19 protein-coding genes are annotated in these 22,740 nt (G+C 46.2%); 10 read left to right on the top strand and 9 right to left on the bottom strand.

The window, feature by feature from the left end; genetic code table 11:
• Nucleotide 1 precedes the first annotated feature (1 nt).
• The 4 genes from IEX60_RS15155 to IEX60_RS15140 all read left to right on the top strand — a co-directional run bounded on the left by IEX60_RS15155 (nucleotide 2) and on the right by IEX60_RS15140 (nucleotide 7,369).
• Nucleotides 2-667, top strand: a complete 666-nt coding sequence (locus tag IEX60_RS15155; RefSeq protein ID WP_188752084.1) for a DUF4296 domain-containing protein — start codon at nucleotides 2-4, stop codon at nucleotides 665-667.
• Nucleotides 668-669: 2 nt separating this feature from the next.
• Entirely contained in the window at nucleotides 670-3,048 is a 2,379-nt protein-coding gene (locus tag IEX60_RS15150; protein ID WP_188752083.1) for an endonuclease MutS2, read from the top strand.
• A 67-nt stretch (nucleotides 3,049-3,115) separates the two neighbouring features.
• On the top strand, nucleotides 3,116-3,760 hold the full coding sequence (locus IEX60_RS15145; protein ID WP_188752080.1) for an MgtC/SapB family protein: 645 nt from the start codon (nucleotides 3,116-3,118) through the stop codon (nucleotides 3,758-3,760).
• A gap of 243 nt (nucleotides 3,761-4,003) precedes the next feature.
• Nucleotides 4,004-7,369 carry a TonB-dependent receptor gene (locus IEX60_RS15140; RefSeq protein ID WP_188752079.1) on the top strand — a complete coding sequence of 1,122 codons (3,366 nt, stop codon included), beginning with the start codon at nucleotides 4,004-4,006 and terminating at the stop codon, nucleotides 7,367-7,369.
• Between the two features lie 93 nt (nucleotides 7,370-7,462).
• Here the strand turns inward: IEX60_RS15140 and IEX60_RS15135 are convergent, their stop codons facing one another.
• Both IEX60_RS15135 and IEX60_RS15130 read right to left on the bottom strand, forming a co-directional pair.
• Nucleotides 7,463-8,956 (bottom strand): amino acid permease, encoded by a 1,494-nt coding sequence (locus tag IEX60_RS15135; protein ID WP_188752077.1) that lies wholly within the window; start codon nucleotides 8,954-8,956, stop codon nucleotides 7,463-7,465.
• A 198-nt stretch (nucleotides 8,957-9,154) separates the two neighbouring features.
• On the bottom strand, nucleotides 9,155-11,425 hold the full coding sequence (locus tag IEX60_RS15130; protein ID WP_188752075.1) for a sodium-translocating pyrophosphatase: 2,271 nt from the start codon (nucleotides 11,423-11,425) through the stop codon (nucleotides 9,155-9,157).
• A gap of 203 nt (nucleotides 11,426-11,628) precedes the next feature.
• On the opposite strand from IEX60_RS15130, the gene IEX60_RS15125 reads away from it, so the two are divergent.
• Nucleotides 11,629-13,077, top strand: coding sequence for an APC family permease (locus IEX60_RS15125; RefSeq protein ID WP_188752073.1), 1,449 nt, complete (start codon nucleotides 11,629-11,631; stop codon nucleotides 13,075-13,077).
• 36 nt (nucleotides 13,078-13,113) lie between these two features.
• Here IEX60_RS15125 and IEX60_RS15120 read toward each other — a convergent pair whose 3' ends face one another.
• The 3 genes from IEX60_RS15120 to IEX60_RS15110 all read right to left on the bottom strand — a co-directional run bounded on the left by IEX60_RS15120 (nucleotide 13,114) and on the right by IEX60_RS15110 (nucleotide 16,597).
• Entirely contained in the window at nucleotides 13,114-13,638 is a 525-nt protein-coding gene (locus IEX60_RS15120) for an SAM-dependent methyltransferase (protein ID WP_188752071.1), read from the bottom strand.
• 73 nt (nucleotides 13,639-13,711) lie between these two features.
• Nucleotides 13,712-15,019 (bottom strand): APC family permease, encoded by a 1,308-nt coding sequence (locus IEX60_RS15115; protein ID WP_188752070.1) that lies wholly within the window; start codon nucleotides 15,017-15,019, stop codon nucleotides 13,712-13,714.
• Between the two features lie 156 nt (nucleotides 15,020-15,175).
• Nucleotides 15,176-16,597 (bottom strand): ATP-dependent DNA helicase, encoded by a 1,422-nt coding sequence (locus IEX60_RS15110; RefSeq protein ID WP_188752126.1) that lies wholly within the window; start codon nucleotides 16,595-16,597, stop codon nucleotides 15,176-15,178.
• Between the two features lie 71 nt (nucleotides 16,598-16,668).
• On the opposite strand from IEX60_RS15110, the gene IEX60_RS15105 reads away from it, so the two are divergent.
• From IEX60_RS15105 to coaD, 3 genes are all read left to right on the top strand, one after another.
• Nucleotides 16,669-17,472 carry a DUF3822 family protein gene (locus IEX60_RS15105; protein ID WP_188752068.1) on the top strand — a complete coding sequence of 268 codons (804 nt, stop codon included), beginning with the start codon at nucleotides 16,669-16,671 and terminating at the stop codon, nucleotides 17,470-17,472.
• Entirely contained in the window at nucleotides 17,463-17,996 is a 534-nt protein-coding gene (locus IEX60_RS15100; protein ID WP_188752066.1) for an RsmD family RNA methyltransferase, read from the top strand. Before IEX60_RS15105 ends, IEX60_RS15100 begins: the two co-directional genes overlap by 10 nt.
• A gap of 72 nt (nucleotides 17,997-18,068) precedes the next feature.
• Nucleotides 18,069-18,542 (top strand): pantetheine-phosphate adenylyltransferase, encoded by a 474-nt coding sequence (gene coaD, locus IEX60_RS15095; RefSeq protein WP_188752064.1) that lies wholly within the window; start codon nucleotides 18,069-18,071, stop codon nucleotides 18,540-18,542.
• Nucleotides 18,543-18,568: 26 nt separating this feature from the next.
• Here the strand turns inward: coaD and IEX60_RS15090 are convergent, their stop codons facing one another.
• A complete protein-coding gene (locus IEX60_RS15090) occupies nucleotides 18,569-19,159 on the bottom strand; it encodes an NUDIX hydrolase (RefSeq protein ID WP_229717586.1) in 591 nt (196 codons plus the stop codon).
• A gap of 22 nt (nucleotides 19,160-19,181) precedes the next feature.
• Between IEX60_RS15090 and pyrE the strand changes: the two genes are divergently transcribed.
• Entirely contained in the window at nucleotides 19,182-19,826 is a 645-nt protein-coding gene (pyrE, locus tag IEX60_RS15085; protein WP_188752060.1) for an orotate phosphoribosyltransferase, read from the top strand.
• A gap of 24 nt (nucleotides 19,827-19,850) precedes the next feature.
• Nucleotides 19,851-20,249 (top strand): SRPBCC family protein, encoded by a 399-nt coding sequence (locus IEX60_RS15080; RefSeq protein ID WP_188752058.1) that lies wholly within the window; start codon nucleotides 19,851-19,853, stop codon nucleotides 20,247-20,249.
• Nucleotides 20,250-20,323: 74 nt separating this feature from the next.
• Here the strand turns inward: IEX60_RS15080 and IEX60_RS15075 are convergent, their stop codons facing one another.
• The 3 genes from IEX60_RS15075 to IEX60_RS15065 form a co-directional block, all read right to left on the bottom strand.
• The gene (locus IEX60_RS15075) at nucleotides 20,324-21,088 is read right to left on the bottom strand and encodes a superoxide dismutase (RefSeq protein WP_188752056.1); all 765 of its coding nucleotides are present in this window, start codon (nucleotides 21,086-21,088) and stop codon (nucleotides 20,324-20,326) included.
• A 105-nt stretch (nucleotides 21,089-21,193) separates the two neighbouring features.
• Nucleotides 21,194-21,904, bottom strand: a complete 711-nt coding sequence (locus tag IEX60_RS15070) for a DsbA family oxidoreductase (RefSeq protein ID WP_188752054.1) — start codon at nucleotides 21,902-21,904, stop codon at nucleotides 21,194-21,196.
• Between the two features lie 132 nt (nucleotides 21,905-22,036).
• Nucleotides 22,037-22,669, bottom strand: coding sequence for an NAD(P)H-dependent oxidoreductase (locus tag IEX60_RS15065; RefSeq protein ID WP_188752052.1), 633 nt, complete (start codon nucleotides 22,667-22,669; stop codon nucleotides 22,037-22,039).
• Nucleotides 22,670-22,740: the final 71 nt, after the last annotated feature.

Raw genomic sequence — 22,740 nt, 5'->3', positions numbered from 1 at the left:
GATGCAACGGACCGCGAGCATATGGTTGGTGTTTTTTTTCTGTGTATCCTGTGGGGGGGAGAAAATACCTGACGGGATCATTCCGCCTAAGCAGATGCCCGCCGTATTAACAGACATGCATTTGGCCGATGGGCAGTTAGCTTCGTTGCCAATCGATTCGGCCCGCATGCGTAGGGATGCTTATTACAACCTGATTTTTGAACGGTATGGCATCGATTCCGTCACATTCAGTCGGAGTGTCGAGTTTTATTCCACGCGGCCTTATTTGATGAATGAGCTTTATGTCGACGTTGAAAAGAAGCTAAATACCCTGAACCTGGCCGAGCAGCAACGTGTGCAGAAAAAATACGAAACCCAACGACGCGCAGATTCCATACGCAGTGCACGGGTAACAGACAGCCTTCAACGTATTGGGCGGGATTCGCTTGATTTCAAACGTAAACGATACTTACTTTTTTTGAACGGTCCGGACAGTCTGTATGGAAAACCTGACTCCATTACCTATGAATTACTGCGTGAGCGGATGTTTGAAACCGTCGGACTGAAGCAGGTTAATGGCTTGAAAACGCCATCTCTGCCTCCCAGTAATCCGCCGGTTGTACCTAAACCAACCCTGCCGGCACCATCCGGAACGCCGAAATTGCGGCCATTGGAAAAGATAAAATAGCGATGATTTACCCAGATAATGCGGCCGAAAAGTTAGGTTTTACTGACATAAAGAAACTCATTAAAGCAAAGTGTTTAAGCGAGGCAGGTAAGGAGTTGGTAGATAAAATACAGCCACAAAAGCGGCTTGATCAGTTGGATAAATTCTTGCGGCAGGCACACGAATTCAAAGAGTTACTCCTAAACGATGCTCCCTTGCCTGTAGACCACCTATATCCCCTGAAGCCGTTGGCCGAAAAAGCCAGGGTAGAAGGGGTCTTTCTTTCCGAATCCGACTTTTTTACTGTCTTGCTTTCACTGAATACAGTCTTTGCCATTATTCGGTATTTTAACGAACGTAGCGGTACGTATCCCAACCTGGAAGTACTTTTTGAGCACCTGCCTATCGAAAAGAATATCGCGGTGGCTATTGAGCGGGTCATCGATGAAAAGGGCAAAGTACGAGCGAACGCGTCCCCAGCCTTGGCAGCTATTCTGGCAAGTATCGCCAAGGCAGAGCAGGAAGCCCGTAAGCGTATCGATCAGGTATTCCGGACCGCGCAACAAAACGGATGGACTGCAGATGGTAACCTAACCATTCGTGATGGACGTTTGTGTATCCCTGTACTTGCCGAAAGCAAGCGTAAGATTAAGGGATGGATACACGACGAATCAGCTACCGGACAAACAGCTTTTATTGAACCGGAAGAAGTGTTCCACCTGAACAATCAGGTGCGCGACCTTGAATTTGAAAAGCGGCGGGAAATTGTGCGCATACTAACTACCTTGACGGATCAATTGCGTCCGTATATTCCATTATTAATCGATTATCACAATCTATTGACCAAAGTGGATTTTGTACGTGCAAAAGCGTTATTTGCGATCGACATTGAGGGGCATATGCCCGAACTTGCCAAAGAGGCGTCGGTTTCGCTGGTCAATGCCCGTCACCCGCTTCTATTGCTTAATTTCAAAGGCAGTGGACAAACTGTGGTTCCGCTGAATGTAACCATCGATCAAACACAGCGGATTATTGTGGTTTCAGGTCCCAATGCCGGAGGTAAATCGGTCTGTATGAAAACCATCGGACTGCTGCAGCTTATGGTACAGGCAGGGTTGCTGATTCCGGCGGATGCTACTTCCAAAATAGGCATATTCAACCGAATTTTTGCCGACATCGGCGACGATCAATCCATTGAGAGTGACCTGAGCACATACAGTGCCCATCTTTCAAAGATGAAATATTTTTCAGATCATGCGGATGCAAAAACTTTGGTACTCATTGATGAGTTTGGTACCGGTACCGATCCCATGTTCGGTGGTCCCATTGCTGAGGCTGTCTTGGAAACCCTGAACCGTAAAGGGGTAAGGGGAGTGGTAACGACCCATTATTCCAATTTAAAGATTTTTGCCAGTAATACAGAAGGGATTGAGAATGCGTCCATGCTGTTCGATAATGTGGCGATGCGTCCGTTGTATATCTTGCAGACGGGCAAACCGGGTAGTTCATATGCCTTTGAAATTGCCCAAAAAATCGGTCTGAATAACGCGATCCTACAGGCGGCAAAGCAAAAGATCGGAGCACAGCAAAAGCGGATAGATACCCTGCTGGTAGATCTCGAACGGGATAAAAAAGACGTGTATGACGCCAAGATCGCCATCGCCCAAAAGGAGCGGCAATTGGCTCGTTTGAAAGCCGATAATGAGCAGCTACAGGCCTACTTAGAGGATAACAAGAAAACGATTATCAATAAGGCAAAGGAAGAAGCGCGGGAAATTATCCGGAATGCCAATAAGCTGGTTGAAAATACCATATCGGATATCAAGGCAAGCCAGGCGGACAAACAGAAGACCAAACTGTTGCGCCAACAGCTTGATGCGGAATTAAATAAACATACGGATCGCCCGGCGATACCCGTGCCCAAGTCCAAACAAATTACTTCTCAGACGGTTTCTATTGAGGTAGGTGATTGGGTAAAGATACCAGGTACCGGAAATGAGGCGGAGGTAATTGGTGTATCGAAAAACAATTTAGTGTTGGCAGTGGGCGAACTCCGCATGGTCAAAAAACGCAACGAAGTGGAACCCATTGCAAAAAAAAATACGGCCAAGGCATCGCGTACGACCTATCACGCCAATATGTCGGCGGATGTTGCCAATTTCCGGCCTGAAGTAGACGTGCGGGGTATGCGTACCGAAGCCGCTTTGTACGAAATCGAGAAATACCTCGATAAAGCAGTGATGATGGGATTTCCAAGCTTAAAAATTGTCCACGGAAAAGGTGATGGGATTTTACGCAGGTTTATCCGTGATTATTTACGCAAATACGGTGAAGTAACCCGCTTGGAAGATGAACATCCGGATAGAGGAGGTGAGGGGATTACCTATGCATACTTGGATTAATGGTAATTATATAGGATTAATTTGATCAGGTCGCGTGCCAACGGCTGATAACTGAAATTTATAGCGCATGGAATTTTTACCGGCACAGGAAGATTTGTGGCATATAGGAGTTTCCATCCTATGTGGAAGCCTCATTGGTTTTGAACGTGAATATCGCAATAAATCGGCGGGTTTCCGTACGATTGTACTTATTTGCCTGGGGTCTACCATCTTTACCATTGTATCAAAATACGGCGTCGGTAGTGACGATCGCATTGCTGCCAATATCATTACCGGTATCGGTTTCATAGGGGCGGGTGTGATTTTCAAGGATAAGTTTTCGGTGATGGGGCTGACCACCGCTGCTGTCATCTGGACTGCTGCAGGCATCGGGATGGCGGCCGGCATCGGTTACTATGGCTTGGCGGTTAGCCTGTCGGTCGCAACCATTATCATTTTATCATTATTTAGCAAAGTGGAGCTGATGTTCGAGGGATGGCATCTCACCCGTGTACTCTATATCGGCTTTCATGATACAGATTTAAAACGCCTTGAGGAAATTGCCGCATTACTGGATACTCATCGGATCCACTACAAACGCAAATCTATCAGTAAACATAATCATAAGCTTTCGGTGGTCCTGGAGCTTTCTTCTAATCGTAATCGCTTACGATCTTTTAATGATTCGATGGTGACATTGGATTTTGTTGAGGAATTTTATTATAATTCTTGATACAAGGCTGTTTTGATAATAAAATAGTGTACTTTTTAGTGATATTTATATCATTTCATAATAAAAATAATATTTTATCATATTTTTTTGATGTTTTCTTTGAATGATTTGTTTTAATATAAGTAGAAGTGTTAATTAAGTATTAATTTATTATTAACTTCATTTGTTTGAGTTGTAAATTAATATTGGCTTCTTACTTTTGCTTCAAATATGAAGTAAAATTATTCAATAAATTCAAAGCACATGAAAAAGTCTTTACTTTCAATGCTGGTAATGCTTGCAGCGGTAGTTTCCGTGTACGCGCAAATAACAACCAGCAGCATGACCGGATCGGTATCCCAATCCGATGGTCAGGCATCTGCAGGTGCGACCGTGAAAGCAACCCACGTACCGAGTGGTACGGTGTATAGCGGAACAACCAACGAAAGCGGCCGTTTTAACTTAGCCAATATGCGGGTCGGAGGACCTTACCACGTCGAAGTAACTTATATCGGGCAATCACCCGAGGAGTACGATAATATCTTTTTGCAATTGGGCCAGCCTTATGTCCTGAATGTGTTGTTTTCTGATGGAACCACAGCGCTTGATGAGGTGGTGGTGAGCGCTCAGATTGGTCAACTCAATGTGGACAAGACGGGAGCTGCCACTAATATTAATGTTACGCAGATCAATAGTTTGCCGATGATAAATCGGAGCATTGAGGACCTTACCCGGTTAACTCCTCAAAGTAACGGTTTTTCCTTCGGTGGAAAGGATGGACGGTATAACAATTTTCAGGTAGATGGCTCTAATTTTAACAATGGATTTGGGTTGAGCGATAGTCCGGTTCCCGGTGCTCAACCCATCTCGGTTGACGCATTGGAAGAAATCTCGGTTAACATTGCACCTTATGACGTTCGGCAGGCCGGTTTCACGGGCGCGGGTATTAACGCCGTTACACGAAGTGGAACGAATATTTTCTCCGGCTCTGTTTATGGGTTTTATCGAAACCAGAATTTTGCAGGACGGCGTATTGGCGATATCCGATTGGACGACGCGGATGAAGCCATGAGTAGGATTATCGGTGCACGTGTAGGAGGGCCGATTATTAAGAATAAGCTTTTCTTCTTCGTAAATTACGAACAAGAAGTCAATGAAGGTGGGGATGTAGAGGGAGTTAACCTTTGGAAGGCTTCCGGTGATGGCGTTGCGCGGCCCGATGAAAATATTACCCGGGTTAAGGAAATAGATATGATTGCTGTACGTGATCATTTAATCAACCAATGGGGGTATGATCCGGGTGCTTATCAGGGCTATGCCAACGAAGCGCAAGCGAGTAACTACAAATTCTTGGTCAGGCTTGACTATAATATCAATGAAAAACATCGCGTTGCGGTAAGATACAACCAGTCCGTTAGCGAAAGTCCGTCACTTGTCAATGGTGCGTCTGGACCAAGGCCCAGATCCGGAGGGGGCAGCAACTCCGCTTTTAACCGGGTAAGTCAGAATTCGATGGCCTTCGAAAAATCGAATTATGCCACTGAAAATTCCGTACGCTCCATTGCCTTTGAATTGAATAGTACATTTAATTCTGCTGCCTCTAACCAGTTTCTCGCTACTTATAGCCGAATTCAGGATGTTAGAACATCGGAAAGCGAAGAATTTCCATTTATCGATATCTGGGATTTTGGTATTGGCAACGGTGATGCCAATTACATCACAGCGGGGTATGAATTGTTTACTAAAAACAACGACATGCTCAATAATAACTTTGGCTTTGTGAACAACTTTACATTATTGACCGGCAAGCATACATTTACATTTGGTGCGTCGTTCGATGTACAGAAGTTCGGTAACAACTATGTGCGTCTTGGAACGTCTTACTACCGCTACGCAACTGTGGAGGATTTTCTTAAGACAGGTACACCAGATGAAGTTGCGCCAATCATGTTCGGTCTGACCTACCCCTATGAGGGAATGGATCCTTATGCGCGGACTAACTTTGGCTTAGCAAGTCTGTACGCCCAGGATAAGTTCGACGTCACCGATCAATTGGAACTTACGGTGGGTTTACGTGCAGAATTGCCGCTTTATTTAAATGACTTAACCGCTAACCCTTCCATAGATGCGCTGCAGTTGTATGATAAGGATGGTTCTATCCGCACCTATTCGACGGGGTCGTGGCCTAAAACCCGGGTGATGCTGTCACCAAGAATCGGTGTCCGGTACGATGTTTTTGGTGATAGGTCGTTGCTCATCCGTGGCGGTACGGGTATTTTTTCCGGTCGCGTGCCTTTTGTGTGGTTGAGTAACATGCCTTCTAATTCGGGCGTATTGCAAAACACAGTTGAACCGGGAAGTTATGACGATGTGGCAGGGTGGATAGGTGGTATCCGATTCAATCCGGATCCTTATCATTGGTTGAACAACCCGCCTTCAGGAGCGGAAGACGTATTTATCCGTACCCCTTCAGCGGGATTCCCGAGCGGATTTGCGTTAGTCGACGATAATTTCAGGATGCCTTCTGTTTGGCGCACCAGTGCGGGAGCTGACTATAGAATACCCAATACGCCACTGATAGCAACTGCAGATGTTATGTATACGTATGATATCAATGCAGTGCAGCAATTCGGTGCGAATCGTAAACCTACAGAATTCCGTTTAAGCTATGGTGGGTCGGAAGAAAATGACGACCGTGAGTTTTGGCCGGGAGGTGCCAACCAGGCCCGACTCAATAGTGAAGTGGGTGCGAATAATGGGGTTATCCTGGCCAATACGAGTAAAAAGGGATATGCGTTTAACACGACCGTCGGGCTGTCAGTGGCTCAACGAAGAGGTTTTTATGGCGGACTTTTCTATACGTATAACAATGTTAAGTCAATTTCGGATAACCCGGGATCGAACGCCGGTTCTGCATGGGGATTTGCTTCTGTTAACAATGCCAACGATCAGATACTGTATCCTTCCCAATATGCTGTTCCGCACCGTATAATGGGGAATATCTCCTATCGTCAGGAATATGCAAATCACCTGGCCACGACAATTTCACTTTATTATGACGGGTCTCATCAGGGCCGATACACGTATGCTTACTCAGGAGATATAAACAAAGACGGAATCAGCGGTGATCTCCTTTATGTTCCAAACAATGTAAACAATCTGACTTTTGCAACGGAATTGAGGGATAATGATGGAAATATAACCTATTCAGCCACGCAAGAGGAGCAGCGCAAAGCATTCGATGATTATATCAATAATGACAGCTATTTGAAAGATAGGAGGGGTAAATATGCGGAGCGTAACGGTGGCTTAATGCCTTGGCTCAATCGTTGGGACGCTCGCGTTCTACAGGATGTTTATGTCAATGCGGGAGGACGCCGTCATTCGCTGCAGATCAGTTTAGATATTCAAAATCTGGGGAATCTGATTAATTCTGATTGGGGAATCAGCAAGCGGCTGACAGGAAACCAGAATCCACTTAATGTGGTCAGCGTGTCTGACGATGGTGTGCCTACTTTTACGATGAATAAATCAGGCGATAAATTTGTCTCATCGAAAGACATCACCTCAAATCTCTCCACAGTAAGCACTACATGGAGTATGCTTTTAGGCGTAAGATACATTTTTTAATGTACCTACCATCCCTTTACAGAAATCCCCGCTAAAATTGGCGGGGATTTTTTGTTCTTACCATGCCATACCTTTTCTCCGTATCGGAGCGTTTTAAAGGGTGCCAGTGTGTGGTGTGCCGTGTTCCGAGGCAGCCCTGATTTTACTATGCCGCCTGCCATACAGGAAATAGAAGACAATACCCAATGCCATCCAAATTGCAAGCCGCTCCCAGCTTTCAATTGGCAACGAGGCCATCATGATGATACACACGACAATTCCCAGGATGGGAACCAGCGGCACCAACGGTGTGCGGAATGGACGGGGAGTATCCGGATTAGTCTTCCGTAACACCAGAATGCCAATGCATACCAATACGAATGCGAACAACGTACCGATGCTAACCATATGGCCGAGATCAGACACTGGAACAAAGCCAGCAAAAATGCTCACAAAAATCATGAAGATCACATTGGTCTTCCACGGGGTTTGATACTTCGATAGATCCGAAAATAATTTTGGCAATAAGCCGTCTTTACTCATTGTATAGAATACACGACTTTGCCCTAGGAGCATGACCAGCATGACCGATGTATATCCGGTCAGAATCGCGATGATTAATGCGGTATTCAGAAAAGTATATCCGGTATTGGCGAATGCTGTTGCAACCGGTTTGGCATCACCCGCATATTTTGTATAGTTTTCAAGTCCGGTCATTACATACGAGAACAGTACATATAGCAGGGTACAGACTAATAGCGATCCGATAATACCTATGGGCATGCCTTTCTGTGGGTTCTTTGCTTCTTGGGCGGCCGTGCTGACGGCATCAAAGCCGATGAAGGCAAAAAACACGACGCCGGCACCACGTAGGATTCCGCTAATGCCGAAGTGACCAAAATAATCGCTTTTGAAAAATTCGAAAAAGCCCATTTGTCCGGTTTTTACCAATTGCTCGCCTTCATTTGCAGGAATGAATGGATCGTGGTTTAACGGGTTGATGAAACTCCAACCCAACGCAATGAAAATCAATACAACCGCAACCTTAACTACAACAAGTACATTGTTGACCAAAGAAGACTCCTGTGTACCCCTGATGAGCAGAAGCGATAGCAAACAGACAATAACGATGGCGGGAATATTGATAATACCTCCTTCCCAGGGGCCGTGGAGTAGGCTCTCGGGAAGATGGATGCCGAATACCAGCAGCAGTTCATTGAAATATTGTGACCAGCTGGAAGCTACGGTAGCAGCTCCCAAGGCATATTCCAACACGAGATCCCATCCGATAATCCAGGCGACGAACTCACCCAACGTAGCATAGGAATAGGTATAGGCACTTCCCGCTACGGGAATCATCGCAGCAAATTCTGCATAGCATAAGCCTGCAAAAGCACATCCTAAAGCTGCAACGATGAAGGAAATGGTTACGGCAGGTCCCGCATTTTCGGCGGCGGCTATCCCGGTAAGGGAAAACAGTCCCGCTCCAATGATGGCTCCTACGCCTAATGCGACGAGACCGCTACTAGAAAGTGTCCGTTTAAGTGTGCCCTCACCACTTTCGGCGGCTTCGGCGATCAAATTTGAGATCGATTTTTTAAACAACATATTTCTTTTCCTTTTGTAATTTAGGTCCTTTTGTGTGCGACCGCACCAAACCTACAAATTTTTATTTTTAAATGGATGTTTTTTTTGCCATGCGTTCTTACAATAAGATAAGAGTGGCAAAACGAAAATATCAAAAAACAAAAAGGGATCTGTTACATTTAACAAATCCCTTTTTCGTTGCTCCAGTTTATTGTTAGGCTATTCCGGTTGACGGGGTTGCACGATGACCGCTACATTTCCCTCTTGTTCGGTGTTAGTAATCTCTTTGTTTATGACATCGGTTTCAAGTTTTGCTTGGCTATTGGTATGACCGCCTAAAATTGGGGCAATGACCAGCCCTACCAAGCAGGTTAATTTGATCAGAATGTTCATTGATGGACCCGAGGTGTCCTTAAATGGATCACCCACCGTATCTCCGGTTACGGCAGCCTTGTGTGCATCTGAGCCTTTATAGGTCATCTCGCCGTTAATTTCCACGCCTGCTTCGAACGACTTTTTTGCATTATCCCATGCACCACCCGCATTGTTTTGGAAAATTGCCCAAAGTACACCCGAAACAGCAACACCAGCCATATATGCGCCGAGGGCTTCTGCTCCCATCACGAAACCGACAACAATGGGAGTAACGATAGTGATCGCACCCGGAAGCATCATTTCACGAAGTGCTGCTTTGGTGGAGATGTCGACACATTTGCCATACTCAGGTTTGCCTGTTCCCTCCATGATTCCGGGAATTTCACGAAACTGACGACGCACTTCATTCACCATATCCATGGCAGCTTTTCCGACAGATTGCATGGCCAGCGCGGAGAATACCACTGGAATCATCCCACCGATAAACAACGCCGCCAAAACATCAGCTTTGAAAATATTGATACCATCGATCCCGGTAAATGTCACATATGCTGCAAAAAGCGCTAAAGCGGTTAAAGCCGCAGAAGCAATTGCAAATCCTTTTCCTACCGCGGCGGTTGTATTTCCCACGGAATCGAGGATGTCAGTACGTTGACGGACTTCCTTGGGCAATTCGCTCATCTCAGCAATGCCCCCGGCATTGTCAGCAATTGGTCCGAATGCATCGATAGCCAGCTGCATGGCGGTAGTGGCCATCATGGCCGATGCGGCGATGGCTACACCATAGAACCCAGCCAATTCGTATGAACCCCAAATTGCCAGTGCAAAAAGCAACACGGAAGAAAATGTCGATTTCATGCCAGTTGCCAATCCGGCGATAATATTTGTGGCCGCGCCGGTAGAAGAATTCCGGACGATATTCAACACAGGCTTTTTACCCAATCCGGTATAGAATTCCGTGAAAGAGGAAATCAATCCGCCAACGGCTAAGCCTACAATCGTTGCATAAAACACATTCATCCGGGATACCTCCTTGAAGCCTTCGCCGAAAAATTTCATGTTGATCGTTTCGGGCAGCATAAAGCGGATCAAGAAGAAACACGCGATAACCGTTAGGATGATCGCAACCCAGTTTCCTAGGTTTAGCGCACCTTGTACTTGGTTTTCTTTTACATCGTTGGAAGAAACTTTGACGAAGAGTGTACCAATAATGGAAGCGATGATACCCACGCCGGCAATCACCATCGGTAGCAGGATAGGGCCATAACCATTGAACGCATCGGTATATGCCGAACCTGAAACTTCGGTCATATCTTTAATGATGTAATTTCCGAGCACCATCGAAGCCAGGACAGTAGCTACATACGAGCCAAATAGGTCAGCACCCATTCCAGCTACGTCTCCAACGTTATCGCCCACATTATCGGCGATGGTAGCGGGATTTCTAGGGTCGTCTTCCGGGATACCAGCTTCTACTTTTCCAACAAGGTCAGCACCGACATCGGCAGCCTTCGTATAAATACCGCCCCCCACACGTGCAAAAAGCGCAATAGACTCAGCTCCCAGTGAGAATCCAGCCAACGCTTCAAGCACCACGGTCATCTCACGATAGAGATTGCCGCCATCGGTGACGAACATATTAAGAAAGATCAGGAAGAAAATGCTTAGGCCCAGTACAGCCAATCCGGCTACACCCAAGCCCATCACCGTACCGCCTGAGAAAGAAACTTTCAGGGCTTTCGGTAAACTGCTTCTTGCTGCCTGTGTGGTACGCACATTGGATTGGGTTGCGATACGCATGCCTATATTCCCTGCTAAGGCCGAAAAAAAGGCACCGAAGATAAATGCAACGACAATGATCCAATGGGTGGTTTCGACCACGGTAGAAACCGCAAAGAGTGCGATGGATGCGATGATCACAAAAATAAGAAGAATCCGGTATTCCGCTTTTAGAAATGCCAAGGCTCCTTCCTGAATGTTTTTTGCAATACCTTTCATCCGCTCGTCACCGGCGTCCTGCTTCCTTACCCACGCCGATTTTACAATCATCACCGCAATGCCAATTAAGGCAAGCACAGGTACTAAATAAATCAAATTTTCTTGTAAAAATCCCATTATAATCAATTCAATTGTTTACAAAATGCTGCCTTGTCAAAATAGGTCTCAACAAAGGGTCGCCAAAAATAAGATGCTTATTGCAATAATCAAATTAATTTACACGAATTCATATATTAGTAGACGTTTTTGTCGTTGATGTCTGAGTATTTAATATATTTGCCTGCTTTCGACGGTACGAATCACGATCCAACAATACCTAGATGAAGATAGTTCCCGAACAACACGAAGATATGAAACGCGAGCTGGGATTGCTTGATGCGACCATGCTGGTGGCCGGGTCAATGATCGGCTCTGGAATTTTTATCGTCAGTTCTGATATTGTCCGTAATGTAGGCAGTGCCGGCTGGCTCATCTTTATTTGGTTGCTCACGGGCCTGATTACGGTGATTGCCGCCATGAGTTATGGTGAACTGTCGGCCATGTTCCCTAAAGCGGGAGGGCAGTATGTATATCTGAGGGAAGCTTATAATCGCTTGGTTGCTTTTCTCTATGGCTGGTCGCTGTTTATGGTCATCCAGGCGGGTACCATCGCTGCGGTCGGCGTAGCATTTGCAAAATTTACTGCTTATATTTTCCCTGCGCTCAGCGATGAAAATGTACTGTGGGATTTGGGAAATGTCAAGATCAACGCGGCCCAATTGGTCGCCATCGCGACTGTGGTCATTCTCACCTGGGTTAATTCGCGCGGGGTAAGGAATGGAAAGGTCATTCAAACGGTATTTACGTTGATCAAGATACTTTCCCTGGGGGGGCTGATCGTGATGGGGCTGATAGGTGCATTCAATACCCAAATATGGAATACCAACTGGGCTGCAGCGTGGGATACCGTCCGTTGGGATACAGAAAGTGGAGCGGCGATACCGATAGGAGGGGCTGCGGTGTTTGCAGGGATTGTATCTGCCATGGTAGGCTCTCTTTTTTCAAGCGATGCCTGGAACAATGTAACCTTCATTGCCGGAGAAATCCGCAATCCCAGGCGGAACATCGGCATGAGCCTTTTTTTGGGAACAATGATCGTAACCGTCATCTATGTTTCTGCCAACCTGATGTACCTGGCAACCCTGTCAATGGAACAGATAGCGTTTGCCCCGGCAGATCGGGTGGCCGTTGTGGCGGCACAAGCCATTTTCGGTGAAGTAGGAACGTTGGTCATCGCGGTTATGATCATGGTTTCCACATTTGGCTGCAATAACGGGCTGATACTGGCAGGGGCGCGGGTGTATTATACAATGGCACAAGACGGGTTGTTTTTCAAAAGAGCAGGTGAGTTAAATAAATTTGAAGTGCCCGGTTGGGGATTATGGGCACAATGCATCTGGACATCGGTGCTGTGTCTTACGGGACGGTACGGCGACCTGCTCAATTACGTTATTTTCGTAGTGCTGATTTTCTATGCATTGACCATCGGGGGGGTATTCATTCTGCGCCGTAAGCGGCCGGACGTGGAGCGGCCTTATAAAGCGTTCGGTTATCCTGTGCTGCCGGCCTTTTATATTTTGGCTGCAAGTACGATATGTGTCGGCTTGCTGATTTATCAACCTACCTTTACATGGCCGGGACTGGTTATTGTGCTGTTGGGGATTCCCGTGTTTTTTGTGTGGAATAAGAAAGGATTTGCCATGGATGCACAGATTGACACGGATGATTAGTGAACATCCGTGCCAGCTGTGTTCTATCTTTTCCGACTAATCGATCGTCCAAAGATAAATCGTATCGTTACCTACTTCGACGATTTTTTCCGCTTCCCAGTCGCCCATGTCAAAATCGTGGGATACAATGCGGCTGCCACGTTTGAGCTCTTTTTGTAATTTCGGCCGAAGCTTCAGGTTTACCGATGGGAGTAGATACATAGTCACTACATTTGCTCCGCTGAAATCGAAGTCAAACAAATCACCTTCCACAAATTTTACCTTGTCTGTTACACCTGCCGCCTCGGCATTCGCTTTTGCTTCTTTGAGGCGTTGGGGGTTCAGGTCAACACCGACTCCGGTGGCACCGAATTTTTTTGCAGCGGTGATGACGATCCGTCCGTCGCCGCATCCCAAGTCATAGACCACGTCACCGGGTTTAACACCTGCCAATTTCAGCATTTCCTCAACCGTCTCCTGGTTGGTAGGTACATACGGAACATCCAAAGCGGGTTCCTGGGCATATGCGGTTGTGCATACGCCGACAAATAGGGCAATCAGCCAATTTTTAACATTGTTCATCGTGTTCATTTTTTAGTGTACATTCTGTTATTTTATAAACCGCTGGTACATGTTTATTCCATGGTATCATCATTCATCGGATGGCAAAGAAAAATAAAGTTCCCAGGGCCAACACGGCTACACCTACTAGGGCACCGATGCCCGTATAGGCTAAGCTCGAATACAGTAGGTAAGCACAGGATCCACAAAAGATGACCGGGGTAACCGGATAGAAGGGGACCTTGAACGGGCGCACTGCATTCCGCTCTTTTTTGCGCAGAACGAATAAGGAGATTCCTGTAGCAAGGAAAAAGAACCAAAATACAGGTGCAGTAAAATCAACCATTGACTGGAAACCGTCGCGCGTAAGGGCTCCCAACCCGATCAATGCCAATGCAATCATTCCCTGTACCATCAATGCATTGATTGGGGAAGAGGTTCTCATATTCCATTTGGCCAATCCGGATAGTACTTTAAAATCGCGTCCCAAAGCGTAGTTTGTACGTGCACCGGTAAATATAGTGGCATTGATTGACGTAAGGGTCGCCATCACAACCAGTATGCCGATCAGGTATATACCCGGTTCGCCAAGGGTGGCCCGCATCAGGTCAATGCCAACAGCCTCAGATGCGGCCATACGTTCTATGCCCAGTGCATGTAAAAAAGCCCAGTTAACAAGCAGATAGAGTACCGTTGTAACCAGGATGCTGACTACCAATATCCAAACCATTTTCCGGCTTCCTGCTTTTAGTTCCGCGGAGATGTACCCGGCTTCGTTCCAACCGCCAAATGTGAGCAGCACAAATACCAATGCCAGTCCGATCGCCGTGGGATTTTCCGATGCGAGTGGAAGTGCTGACAGGCGTTCTGGAGATGGATGGAGGAAAAATCCAACTATCACAACACATAAAGTGCCCAGAAACTCGATAGTGAACAGCAGATTTTGTGTACCGGTGCCAAAAGTTACGCCCAGCATGTTAATGACTGTCAATGTAATTACCACCAATGCTGCAAACAAAGCTGATGAATAGGGACCAATTGGATATAATTGTGAAACATAATCGCCAATGATGTAAGCCAACAACGCGATCGATCCAGTTTGTATGATGCTCAATCTCGCCCAGGCAAATAGGAAAGCAAAGCGCCTGCCGAAGGCACGCATCAAAAAATGATAATCACCTCCCGTATTTGGAAAGGTGGTACTCAATTCAGCATAGCAAAGTGCACCAATCAGCGAGATCAATCCCCCGAGCAGCCATACAAGGAGAAACAATTCGGCACTGCCGGTGTTTGCAGCGACGATGGAAGGCGTGCGGAAAATCCCGGCGCCTACAATGATACCGATTACAAGGGCTACTGCGTCGATGGTCCGGATCAAGGGGCGGGGAGTTTCCTCTTTCATACCTTACGGTTTTTAGCGTGGGTGTACACTAAAAATACAAATGGGTATGCAGTTTGTTTTCAATGGTTTGTAATATTTTTGTGGTCGGTGTTCAGTGATGGATGGTCAGTGATCGGTAAGGCGCCGGAAACATCACCGGTCACCCGCCACCGACCACTAAGAAAAAAAATTGTCGCTGAAATTTACAAGAAACAATTCTTTGGTGGCTCGCGTACAAGCGGTATATAGCCAGCGCAGAAATTCCACGTCAAGCATTTCATCGGTAAGGTACCCTTGGTCAACAAATACAGCTTGCCATTGGCCACCCTGTGCTTTGTGGCAGGTAATGGCCATTGCAAACTTAATCTGTAATGCGTTGTAATACGGATCGGCTTTAAGGGCTGCTAAGCGCGTTTTTTTGTCAGGAATATCCGCATAGTCGATCATGATTGCATCAAAAAGGCGTTGTTGGTCGGATTGGGAAAGACTGGGTGAATCGCTTTGGAGTGTATCCAGCATAATGCGACAGTCGATCGGTTCGATTTCGTCGGAATCCATAAATTCCAAGCTGGCATCCGCAAAACGGAATCCGTGCTGTTCATGCATATTACGTACCCTCCGTACCCGTGCCATATCCCCGTTGGCAATAAAGCCGGTCCGGTTGGAATCGGCCGACAGCCAGTAATAGTTGTTGCGGACCACCATAATGTAATCACCGCCGGTTAGCTCTTCTTCCCGGAATAGAATTCGGTTACGTATGTGCTGGTTGTATAAATTGGCATTTCTGTTCGAGCGGCATATGATTAGGGTGTTTTCCATGCCATATTTGTCATACGCATAATGTAGCCCTTCGATCAGGCGTTCGCCTGTCATCCGGTAAATATCTGGAAATCCCTTAATCCGGAAATGCGGAAAAGGTACAGATTCTTCCTGTCCGGAAGCTGAGTGGATCTGCTGGCGGATCACTGTGGCATTATACAGAATGCCAGAATGCTTCTCTTGCCGCACAACTTCTGTGAGCTCATGAACGAATACGCGCATTCCGAATACCCGTTCAAGCCATGGGGGGTCCAGCGCCGGACTTTGCAATAGACCTACGGGGGGAAGTTGGGCAACATCACCCACAAACATCAGGCGGCAATTCTTTCCGTTCCGTGCATATTCCACCAGATCTTCCAGCAGGCTTTTCCCGTTGAACGAAAACCGCTCGTTCGAAATCATGGATGCCTCGTCGACAATAAACAGGGTGTCAGTATGGAAATTTTCAGCCAGACCAAACGCCATATTGGGAGAGATGGCGACTTTTTTACGGTAAATTTTTTTGTGGATGGTCGTCGCCTTTTTGCCGGAATAGTTGCCCATCACTTTCGCGGCCCTGCCTGTGGGAGCCAGTAGCACGGAGCGCATATATAAAGCAGGCAGTGCCTTTACTAGCGTACTGATCAATGTGGTTTTGCCTGTACCGGCAAAGCCCTTAAGCACAAAGCAGGTATGGTCGTCAGTAAATTGCAGAAAGTCAGCGAGCCGTATAAATGCCTCCTGCTGTTGGCGGGTGGGCTGCAACGGAAAACGACTGGAGATTATTTCGGCAATTTGCACGACCAAAGGTACCCAAAAGTTTGGTACAAATGATTTATCTAAGTAAGTTTGTCATCCGTAAAGGGATGGTAATGATATATACTTCAACAGATTTTGATAGGGAACAGACGGCAGAATATACCTTGCTTGTCAGGATAGGATCTGGCGAGAACGCCTTGGCTGTTGTTGACGGCGAAAAGCGGTTGAAGTTGATCACAACCTATGATCCTGCGGCCGCAGGACAGGAGATAACCGATCTGTTGGATCTTAATTTCACTGCGGTAAAACTATCTCTCCAAGGTAGTCGGTATACCTTTATACCCCAGGAAGTTTTTGACGAAGCATCCACGCAGCTATATCTGAACCATCTGCCATACGATGGCCTTGCGGAGACGGTTACGGCAGATATTGCACCGTTGAGTATAAAAATGCTTCACCAAATCGACCGATTGGGAGCCGAGTCCTTCCTAGCGCGTTTTCCGGGTATCCTAACCTATTCCGCGATGCAGGCGTTGTTACAAAGCACGGCCAACTACGGGTTGAAGACCGGCGATCCGCTGCTTATTATTGACAAACAGGAGTCTGATCTCATGGTTTGTTTCTTTGATGGGAATCGATTTGTGTATGCCAATGATTTTGCAATAACGGGCATAGATGATAATGCCTATTACCTGTATGCTGTTTTAGAACACCTTGGCGGTGGAGAATGCCACCCAAGAGTATGCCTGTCAGGGAATATCGCCGAGGGCGACGGGATTCATCAATGGGCTTTGATGCATGGCATTGACGTGGTTTTTGCCGACAGCGGAGCGTTGGCGGGTATTGCGATACCGACGGAAATAGTGCCACAACAACACCGGTTCCTTACACTTTTAGGGCTTCATCTATGCGAATAATAGGAGGGAGCCGCTCGGGGCTGCGCCTGCATCCGCCTCCGGCATTACCGGTACGGCCTACAACAGATATGGCAAAGGAAGCACTGTTCAACGTGCTGCAACACCGCATTGATTTTGAGCAAATACAAGCTCTTGATTTGTTTTGCGGTACGGGAAGTATCGCTTTTGAATTGGCATCCCGCGGAGCTGCATCCGTATTGGCAGTAGATATCCATTTTAAGTGTATACAATATGTGAATGCTGCCGCAAAAAAGTTGGAATTAACGGCTATTAAGGCTGTTAAGGCAGACGTGCTTAAATTCATATCGACCTGTAAGGAAACCTTTGATTTTGTATTTATTGATCCACCCTATGATTTGCCGCAGCTTCCCCAGCTTCCCGAACGGGTTATAGCCCGAGGGATGCTGAAACCGGGGGCAACAATGGTATTGGAGCATTCCTCCACGCGCAGTATCGGCTCACATCCCAACCTTGGTGAGACCCGTAAATATGGGTATTCGTCGTTTTCTTTTTATGAAGTTTAAAGGTTCGTTATAACAATCCCGTTCATACTTGCCATTGCCACTGCAATCTCTTATTTTTGAAAAAAACACGCCATGAATATTGCTGTATTTCCCGGCTCATTTGATCCTATCACGAATGCGCATGCTGACATCGTGGAACGTGCGAAGAAGCTTTTTGATAAAATTTATATAGCCGTTGGTACGAATACCACAAAGAAGGGGTTTTTTAGCCAGGAGGAAAGACTGGCAATGATTAAAGAAGCATTTGCTTCACAGACCGATCGGGTGGAGGTGGTCCCCTTTGAAGGTCTCACCGTGGATTTCTGCCGGAAGGTAGGCGCTCATTATATCCTACGTGGAATGCGTAACGCCGCGGATTTCGAATTTGAGAAAGCCATCGCCTTAAATAATGCCGTGTTGGCGCCCGATATCGAAACGGTGTTTTTGGTGAGCAGCAGTGGGCTGTCCCATATCTCTTCTACGATTGTCCGCGAAATCATTATCAATAAAGGCGATGTCAGCCGACTCGTACCGGAAGCAGTCTTGAAAATGGTTCGCTGTAAGTGATAAGTAAGTGCGTTGTATACCTGTGTTTAATTCGGAACAATAGTATCCAGAATATCCGCAATTAACGGATATGTATTTTTTCGGATTTTGTCGAATTTGCTGGTCTCTAACCAGATGGCTTCGGTAATATCCTCTTCGTACTGTGGCTTCAATTTCGGAACCTTATTTACCCCCATTTCATACCAGTTCGTTTTTTTCAAGACCAGTTCACCCTTCAGTAAATAGGTATGATAGGTGGTCGTGATTTTCTTCCCCAGGTAGTTAACCTCGATCCCGCATTCCTCCTCTACCTCCCGTATGGCAGCCTTGCGCATGGACTCTCCTTCATCCACTTTGCCTTTCGGTAAATCCCATTTTCCAAGCCGATGGATGAAGAGGTAACTTCCTTTTCCGTTTTTTACTAAGCCGCCGGCTGCTTTAATTAATTTGATTTGTTTTTTAATGAGATCAAAAAAATCTGTTGGCTTTTTTATTAGTATGAAATATGTAATGGGAATTTTATTTTCTTTAGTTTGCTTGAAAAGTTTTTCCAAGTCAAAATATTGATGGTCAATTGATTGAATGTTGGTTGCACTTTGGGGTACAAAATCTGCTATAACGAGGGCAGATTGGTTCATATAAATTTTATAGATTTGCGCCATGAATAATATGAATGAGGTTGCACAAAAAGTTGCCGAATCATTGTTGCAAATTAAAGCAATTAAATTACAACCCAAAAAACCTTTTACATGGGCATCGGGTTGGAAGTCCCCGATCTATTGCGATAACCGAGTAGCTTTGTCTCACCCACCTATCCGCACTTACATTCGCCAAAAGCTTGCTGAGCTGATTCAGGAAGAATTTGGATCGGTTGAAATGATTTCGGGTGTAGCCACTGCAGGTATTCCCCAAGGAGTTTTGGTCGCCCAGGATCTGGGGCTCCCTTTTACCTATGTGCGGGGTAATTCCAAAGACCATGGAAGACAAAATCAAATCGAAGGAGAAGTTGTCAGCGGCCAGCGTGCGGTTGTGGTTGAAGATTTGATTTCAACTGGAAAAAGTAGCTTAAAAGCGGTACAAGCATTGCGCGATGCGGATTGTAACGTGGTGGGATTGGTGTCTATATTCACATATGGCTTTGCGGAGGCAGAAAAGAACTTTGCAGAAGCCAAATGCAGGCACCTCAGTCTTTGTAATTACGACAATCTGGTGGAAGTCGCTGCCAAACACAATTATATTCTAAACAGTGACATCGAAATACTGGAAAAATGGCGGGCCAATCCATCGGAGTGGTCTCCGGAATAATTTACAGACGCTCATTTATTTTCCATGACCGTTATTCAAAACCAAGCGATTGTTGACAAGCCTGTTGACGCAGTGTATGCTTTTTTAGCCGACTGTAATAATCACGAACAGCTGATGCCAACCAGTATATACAATTGGAGTTCTACGCGCGATGAGGCCAGTTTTACCATCCAAAACATGGCAAAACTTTCGCTCAAAATTGATTGTCGGGTTGAGAATCGTGAGGTGGTATTCGTGCCGGCAGAAAAGGCACCGTTTGACGTAACGCTGAAGTGGGAAGTATCCTCGCAGGATCAGCATACCCTTGCCCGATTGACTGTTGAGGCAGATCTCAACATGATGATGAAAATGCTGGCTGCCAAGCCATTGCAGAAATTGGTAGATGAACAGGTTGATCGTCTGAAGCGCTTAATGCACAGTTAGGTGGGTACAAAAGAGAAGCCCCGGCAAATTCAAATGCCGGGGCTTCTTTATTTTGGCTATTTTTAGCACAGATTTTATGCATTCAATTGTTCTGCTACAAAGTCCCAATTGACTACGTTCCACCAGTTCGTAATGTATTCCGGCCTGCGGTTTTGATAATGGAGATAATAAGCGTGCTCCCACACATCCAGCCCCAATAAAGGTTTCCCTTTTAATTCCGCGTCGTCCATCAATGGGTTGTCCTGATTAGGGGTAGAACCGATTTTCAGTGTACCGTTGTCGCTCACCAACCATGCCCAGCCCGAGCCGAACCTACCGGCACCTGCCGCTGCAAACTGCTCCTTGAATTGATCGAAAGAGCCAAATGCACCGTTAATTGCGTCCATCAACGCACCTGCAGGGGCATTACCATCTGCCCGTGCCCGCAGCGACTTCCAGAAAAAGGTATGGTTCCAAGCTCCGCCACCGTTATTACGTGCCTTGGCAGAGACTTTTGAGATATTGGCAAACAATTCCTCCGGTGTAGAATAGGTAATTCCTTCTTCTTTGATGGCATCGTTTACATTGGTAATATAGGCGGTGTGATGCTTGGTGTAGTGTATTTCCATCGTCCGCGCATCGATGTGAGGTTCCAGGGCATTGTATTCATAGCCTAACGGTTCCTGTGAAAATTCCAGCGGGGCACTGCTTGATTCCCCGGATGACTTACCGGAGGAATTCGGTGAACTGCAGCTCACCAACGTATTCAATGGGTTTACACCCAGGGCCGTGGTAGCAACGGTTGCCGCCGAAAAGCCGATGGTCGTACGTAAAAATTTTCTTCTATTGGTCGTTGCCATAATGGGTTAAAAGATTTGATTTTACAGCTTAATATACAACCAAAGTTAGTGTTTTGTTTTAAAAACACATAGATTAATTCTAATTAATGTGCAATGTAACAAATTTTAATCACAGGCTCCGTCTGGACTGCATGATGGGCCCTCCGTTGCGTCGAGGGATATATCAGGGTTTGCCGCACGCCATTCAGCAACAGCCTTTTTCAGGGTCTGCAGAAAAACTTCTGCTGGTTGTGCGCCCGATACGGCGTATTTACGATTAAATACAAAAAAAGGAACCCCGCGAACCCCGATATTCCGGGCTTCCAGTATATCCTGCGTTACCTCGTATCCGTATTCATCGCTGCCAAGCATCGTGGTAACCGCTGTTTCGTCCAGGCCGGCTTCCATGCCGATTGCAACCAGGGTATCCGGATCGCTGATGTCTTTTCCGTCGGTGAAATGCGCTTTGAACAAGGCTTCTTTCACCCGGCTGCCCGCTTCTTTTGATTGTGCGAGATGTACCAGCCGATGAGCATCCCATGTGTTTGCGACCACCGCTTTTTCAAAATTAAGCGTCACACCGGCATTTTTGCCCGTCATGGCCACACCCGAAGTCATTTCTTTCGCCTGTGCAATACTCATTCCTTTTCGTTCGGCTAAGTATTGGTAGGTATTGGTATAGGTTGTACCCTTTGGTAATTCAGGATCAAGCTGGAAGCTTTTCCATTCCAGTTCGATGGATTGGGCCTCCTCAAACTGCTGTAATGCGGTTTCAAAATTGTGTTTGCCGATGTAGCAAAACGGACAGACAATGTCAGACCAAACTTCTATTTTCATTTGAATAAATTATTTTCACGTTCTATTAGGGTAATTTATGCAGGTTTCATCATTCGTTATTTTGATAAAGGGGTGCCAAAGAAAACCTAATCCATTGACACCCCAGGCCTTTGAAATAATTGTTCAGCTTAATCAAGCAAGTTTCAACACCAGCTCTTCTTTCGGTGTACGTACCTTTTTCTGGTTTACCAACCAATCGTTTTCTTGATCCCGGTAACCCAAAGGTAATAAGGTTACGCTTTTCAATCCCTGTTCAGGCAGTCCAAGTAATTCATCAAGTGCGGCATTGTCAAACCCTTCCATGGGTGTTGCATCCACCTGAAGCTCGGCTGCCGCCGCGATCGCAAGCCCAAAAGCGATGTATGCCTGGCGGGCAGCATGCTCAAAATTCGTTTGCGCGGATTGATTCAGGTACATGTTTTTCAGACGTGTGGTATAGTCATCAAACGAGCTGGCGGGGATACCGCGTTCAACGGCAGTATGTGCGAATACGGCATCGATCCGTTCCGCCGTGTATTTATCCCACGCTGCGAATACCAAAAGGTGCGAACTGTCCACAATCTGTGTTTGCCCGAAGGCTACCGGCTGGATTTTTGCTTTCAATTCCGGGTTGGTAATCACAAGGATCTTAAAAGGTTGCAGTCCGGAAGAAGTAGGAGCCAATCGGGCAGCCTCCAATATGCTATCTATTTTTTCTTGGGGAACGATTTGGCCGTTCATCTTTTTTGTGGCGTACCGCCATTTCAATGTTTCTATTAATTGCATTTTGAGGATAATGAGATTTGAGATATGAGATATGAGATTTGAGATTTGAGATATAAGATTTGAGATATAAG

The organism is Parapedobacter defluvii, assembly GCF_014642075.1.
GTDB lineage: Bacteria > Bacteroidota > Bacteroidia > Sphingobacteriales > Sphingobacteriaceae > Parapedobacter > Parapedobacter defluvii.
This window is presented reverse-complemented; position numbering and strand designations above follow the sequence as displayed.

Coding starts and splice junctions, on each gene's coding strand:
- IEX60_RS15065 (WP_188752052.1), bottom strand. CDS start 22,669: ATGCAATTAATAGAAACATTGAAATGGCGGTACGCCACAAAAAAGATG.
- IEX60_RS15105 (WP_188752068.1), top strand. CDS start 16,669: ATGATATATACTTCAACAGATTTTGATAGGGAACAGACGGCAGAATAT.
- IEX60_RS15100 (WP_188752066.1), top strand. CDS start 17,463: ATGCGAATAATAGGAGGGAGCCGCTCGGGGCTGCGCCTGCATCCGCCT.
- IEX60_RS15115 (WP_188752070.1), bottom strand. CDS start 15,019: ATGAAAGAGGAAACTCCCCGCCCCTTGATCCGGACCATCGACGCAGTA.
- IEX60_RS15155 (WP_188752084.1), top strand. CDS start 2: ATGCAACGGACCGCGAGCATATGGTTGGTGTTTTTTTTCTGTGTATCC.
- coaD (WP_188752064.1), top strand. CDS start 18,069: ATGAATATTGCTGTATTTCCCGGCTCATTTGATCCTATCACGAATGCG.
- IEX60_RS15145 (WP_188752080.1), top strand. CDS start 3,116: ATGGAATTTTTACCGGCACAGGAAGATTTGTGGCATATAGGAGTTTCC.
- IEX60_RS15070 (WP_188752054.1), bottom strand. CDS start 21,904: ATGAAAATAGAAGTTTGGTCTGACATTGTCTGTCCGTTTTGCTACATC.
- IEX60_RS15130 (WP_188752075.1), bottom strand. CDS start 11,425: ATGGGATTTTTACAAGAAAATTTGATTTATTTAGTACCTGTGCTTGCC.
- IEX60_RS15140 (WP_188752079.1), top strand. CDS start 4,004: ATGAAAAAGTCTTTACTTTCAATGCTGGTAATGCTTGCAGCGGTAGTT.
- IEX60_RS15135 (WP_188752077.1), bottom strand. CDS start 8,956: ATGTTGTTTAAAAAATCGATCTCAAATTTGATCGCCGAAGCCGCCGAA.
- IEX60_RS15150 (WP_188752083.1), top strand. CDS start 670: ATGATTTACCCAGATAATGCGGCCGAAAAGTTAGGTTTTACTGACATA.
- IEX60_RS15125 (WP_188752073.1), top strand. CDS start 11,629: ATGAAGATAGTTCCCGAACAACACGAAGATATGAAACGCGAGCTGGGA.
- IEX60_RS15080 (WP_188752058.1), top strand. CDS start 19,851: ATGACCGTTATTCAAAACCAAGCGATTGTTGACAAGCCTGTTGACGCA.
- IEX60_RS15090 (WP_229717586.1), bottom strand. CDS start 19,159: ATGAACCAATCTGCCCTCGTTATAGCAGATTTTGTACCCCAAAGTGCA.
- IEX60_RS15075 (WP_188752056.1), bottom strand. CDS start 21,088: ATGGCAACGACCAATAGAAGAAAATTTTTACGTACGACCATCGGCTTT.
- IEX60_RS15120 (WP_188752071.1), bottom strand. CDS start 13,638: ATGAACAATGTTAAAAATTGGCTGATTGCCCTATTTGTCGGCGTATGC.
- pyrE (WP_188752060.1), top strand. CDS start 19,182: ATGAATAATATGAATGAGGTTGCACAAAAAGTTGCCGAATCATTGTTG.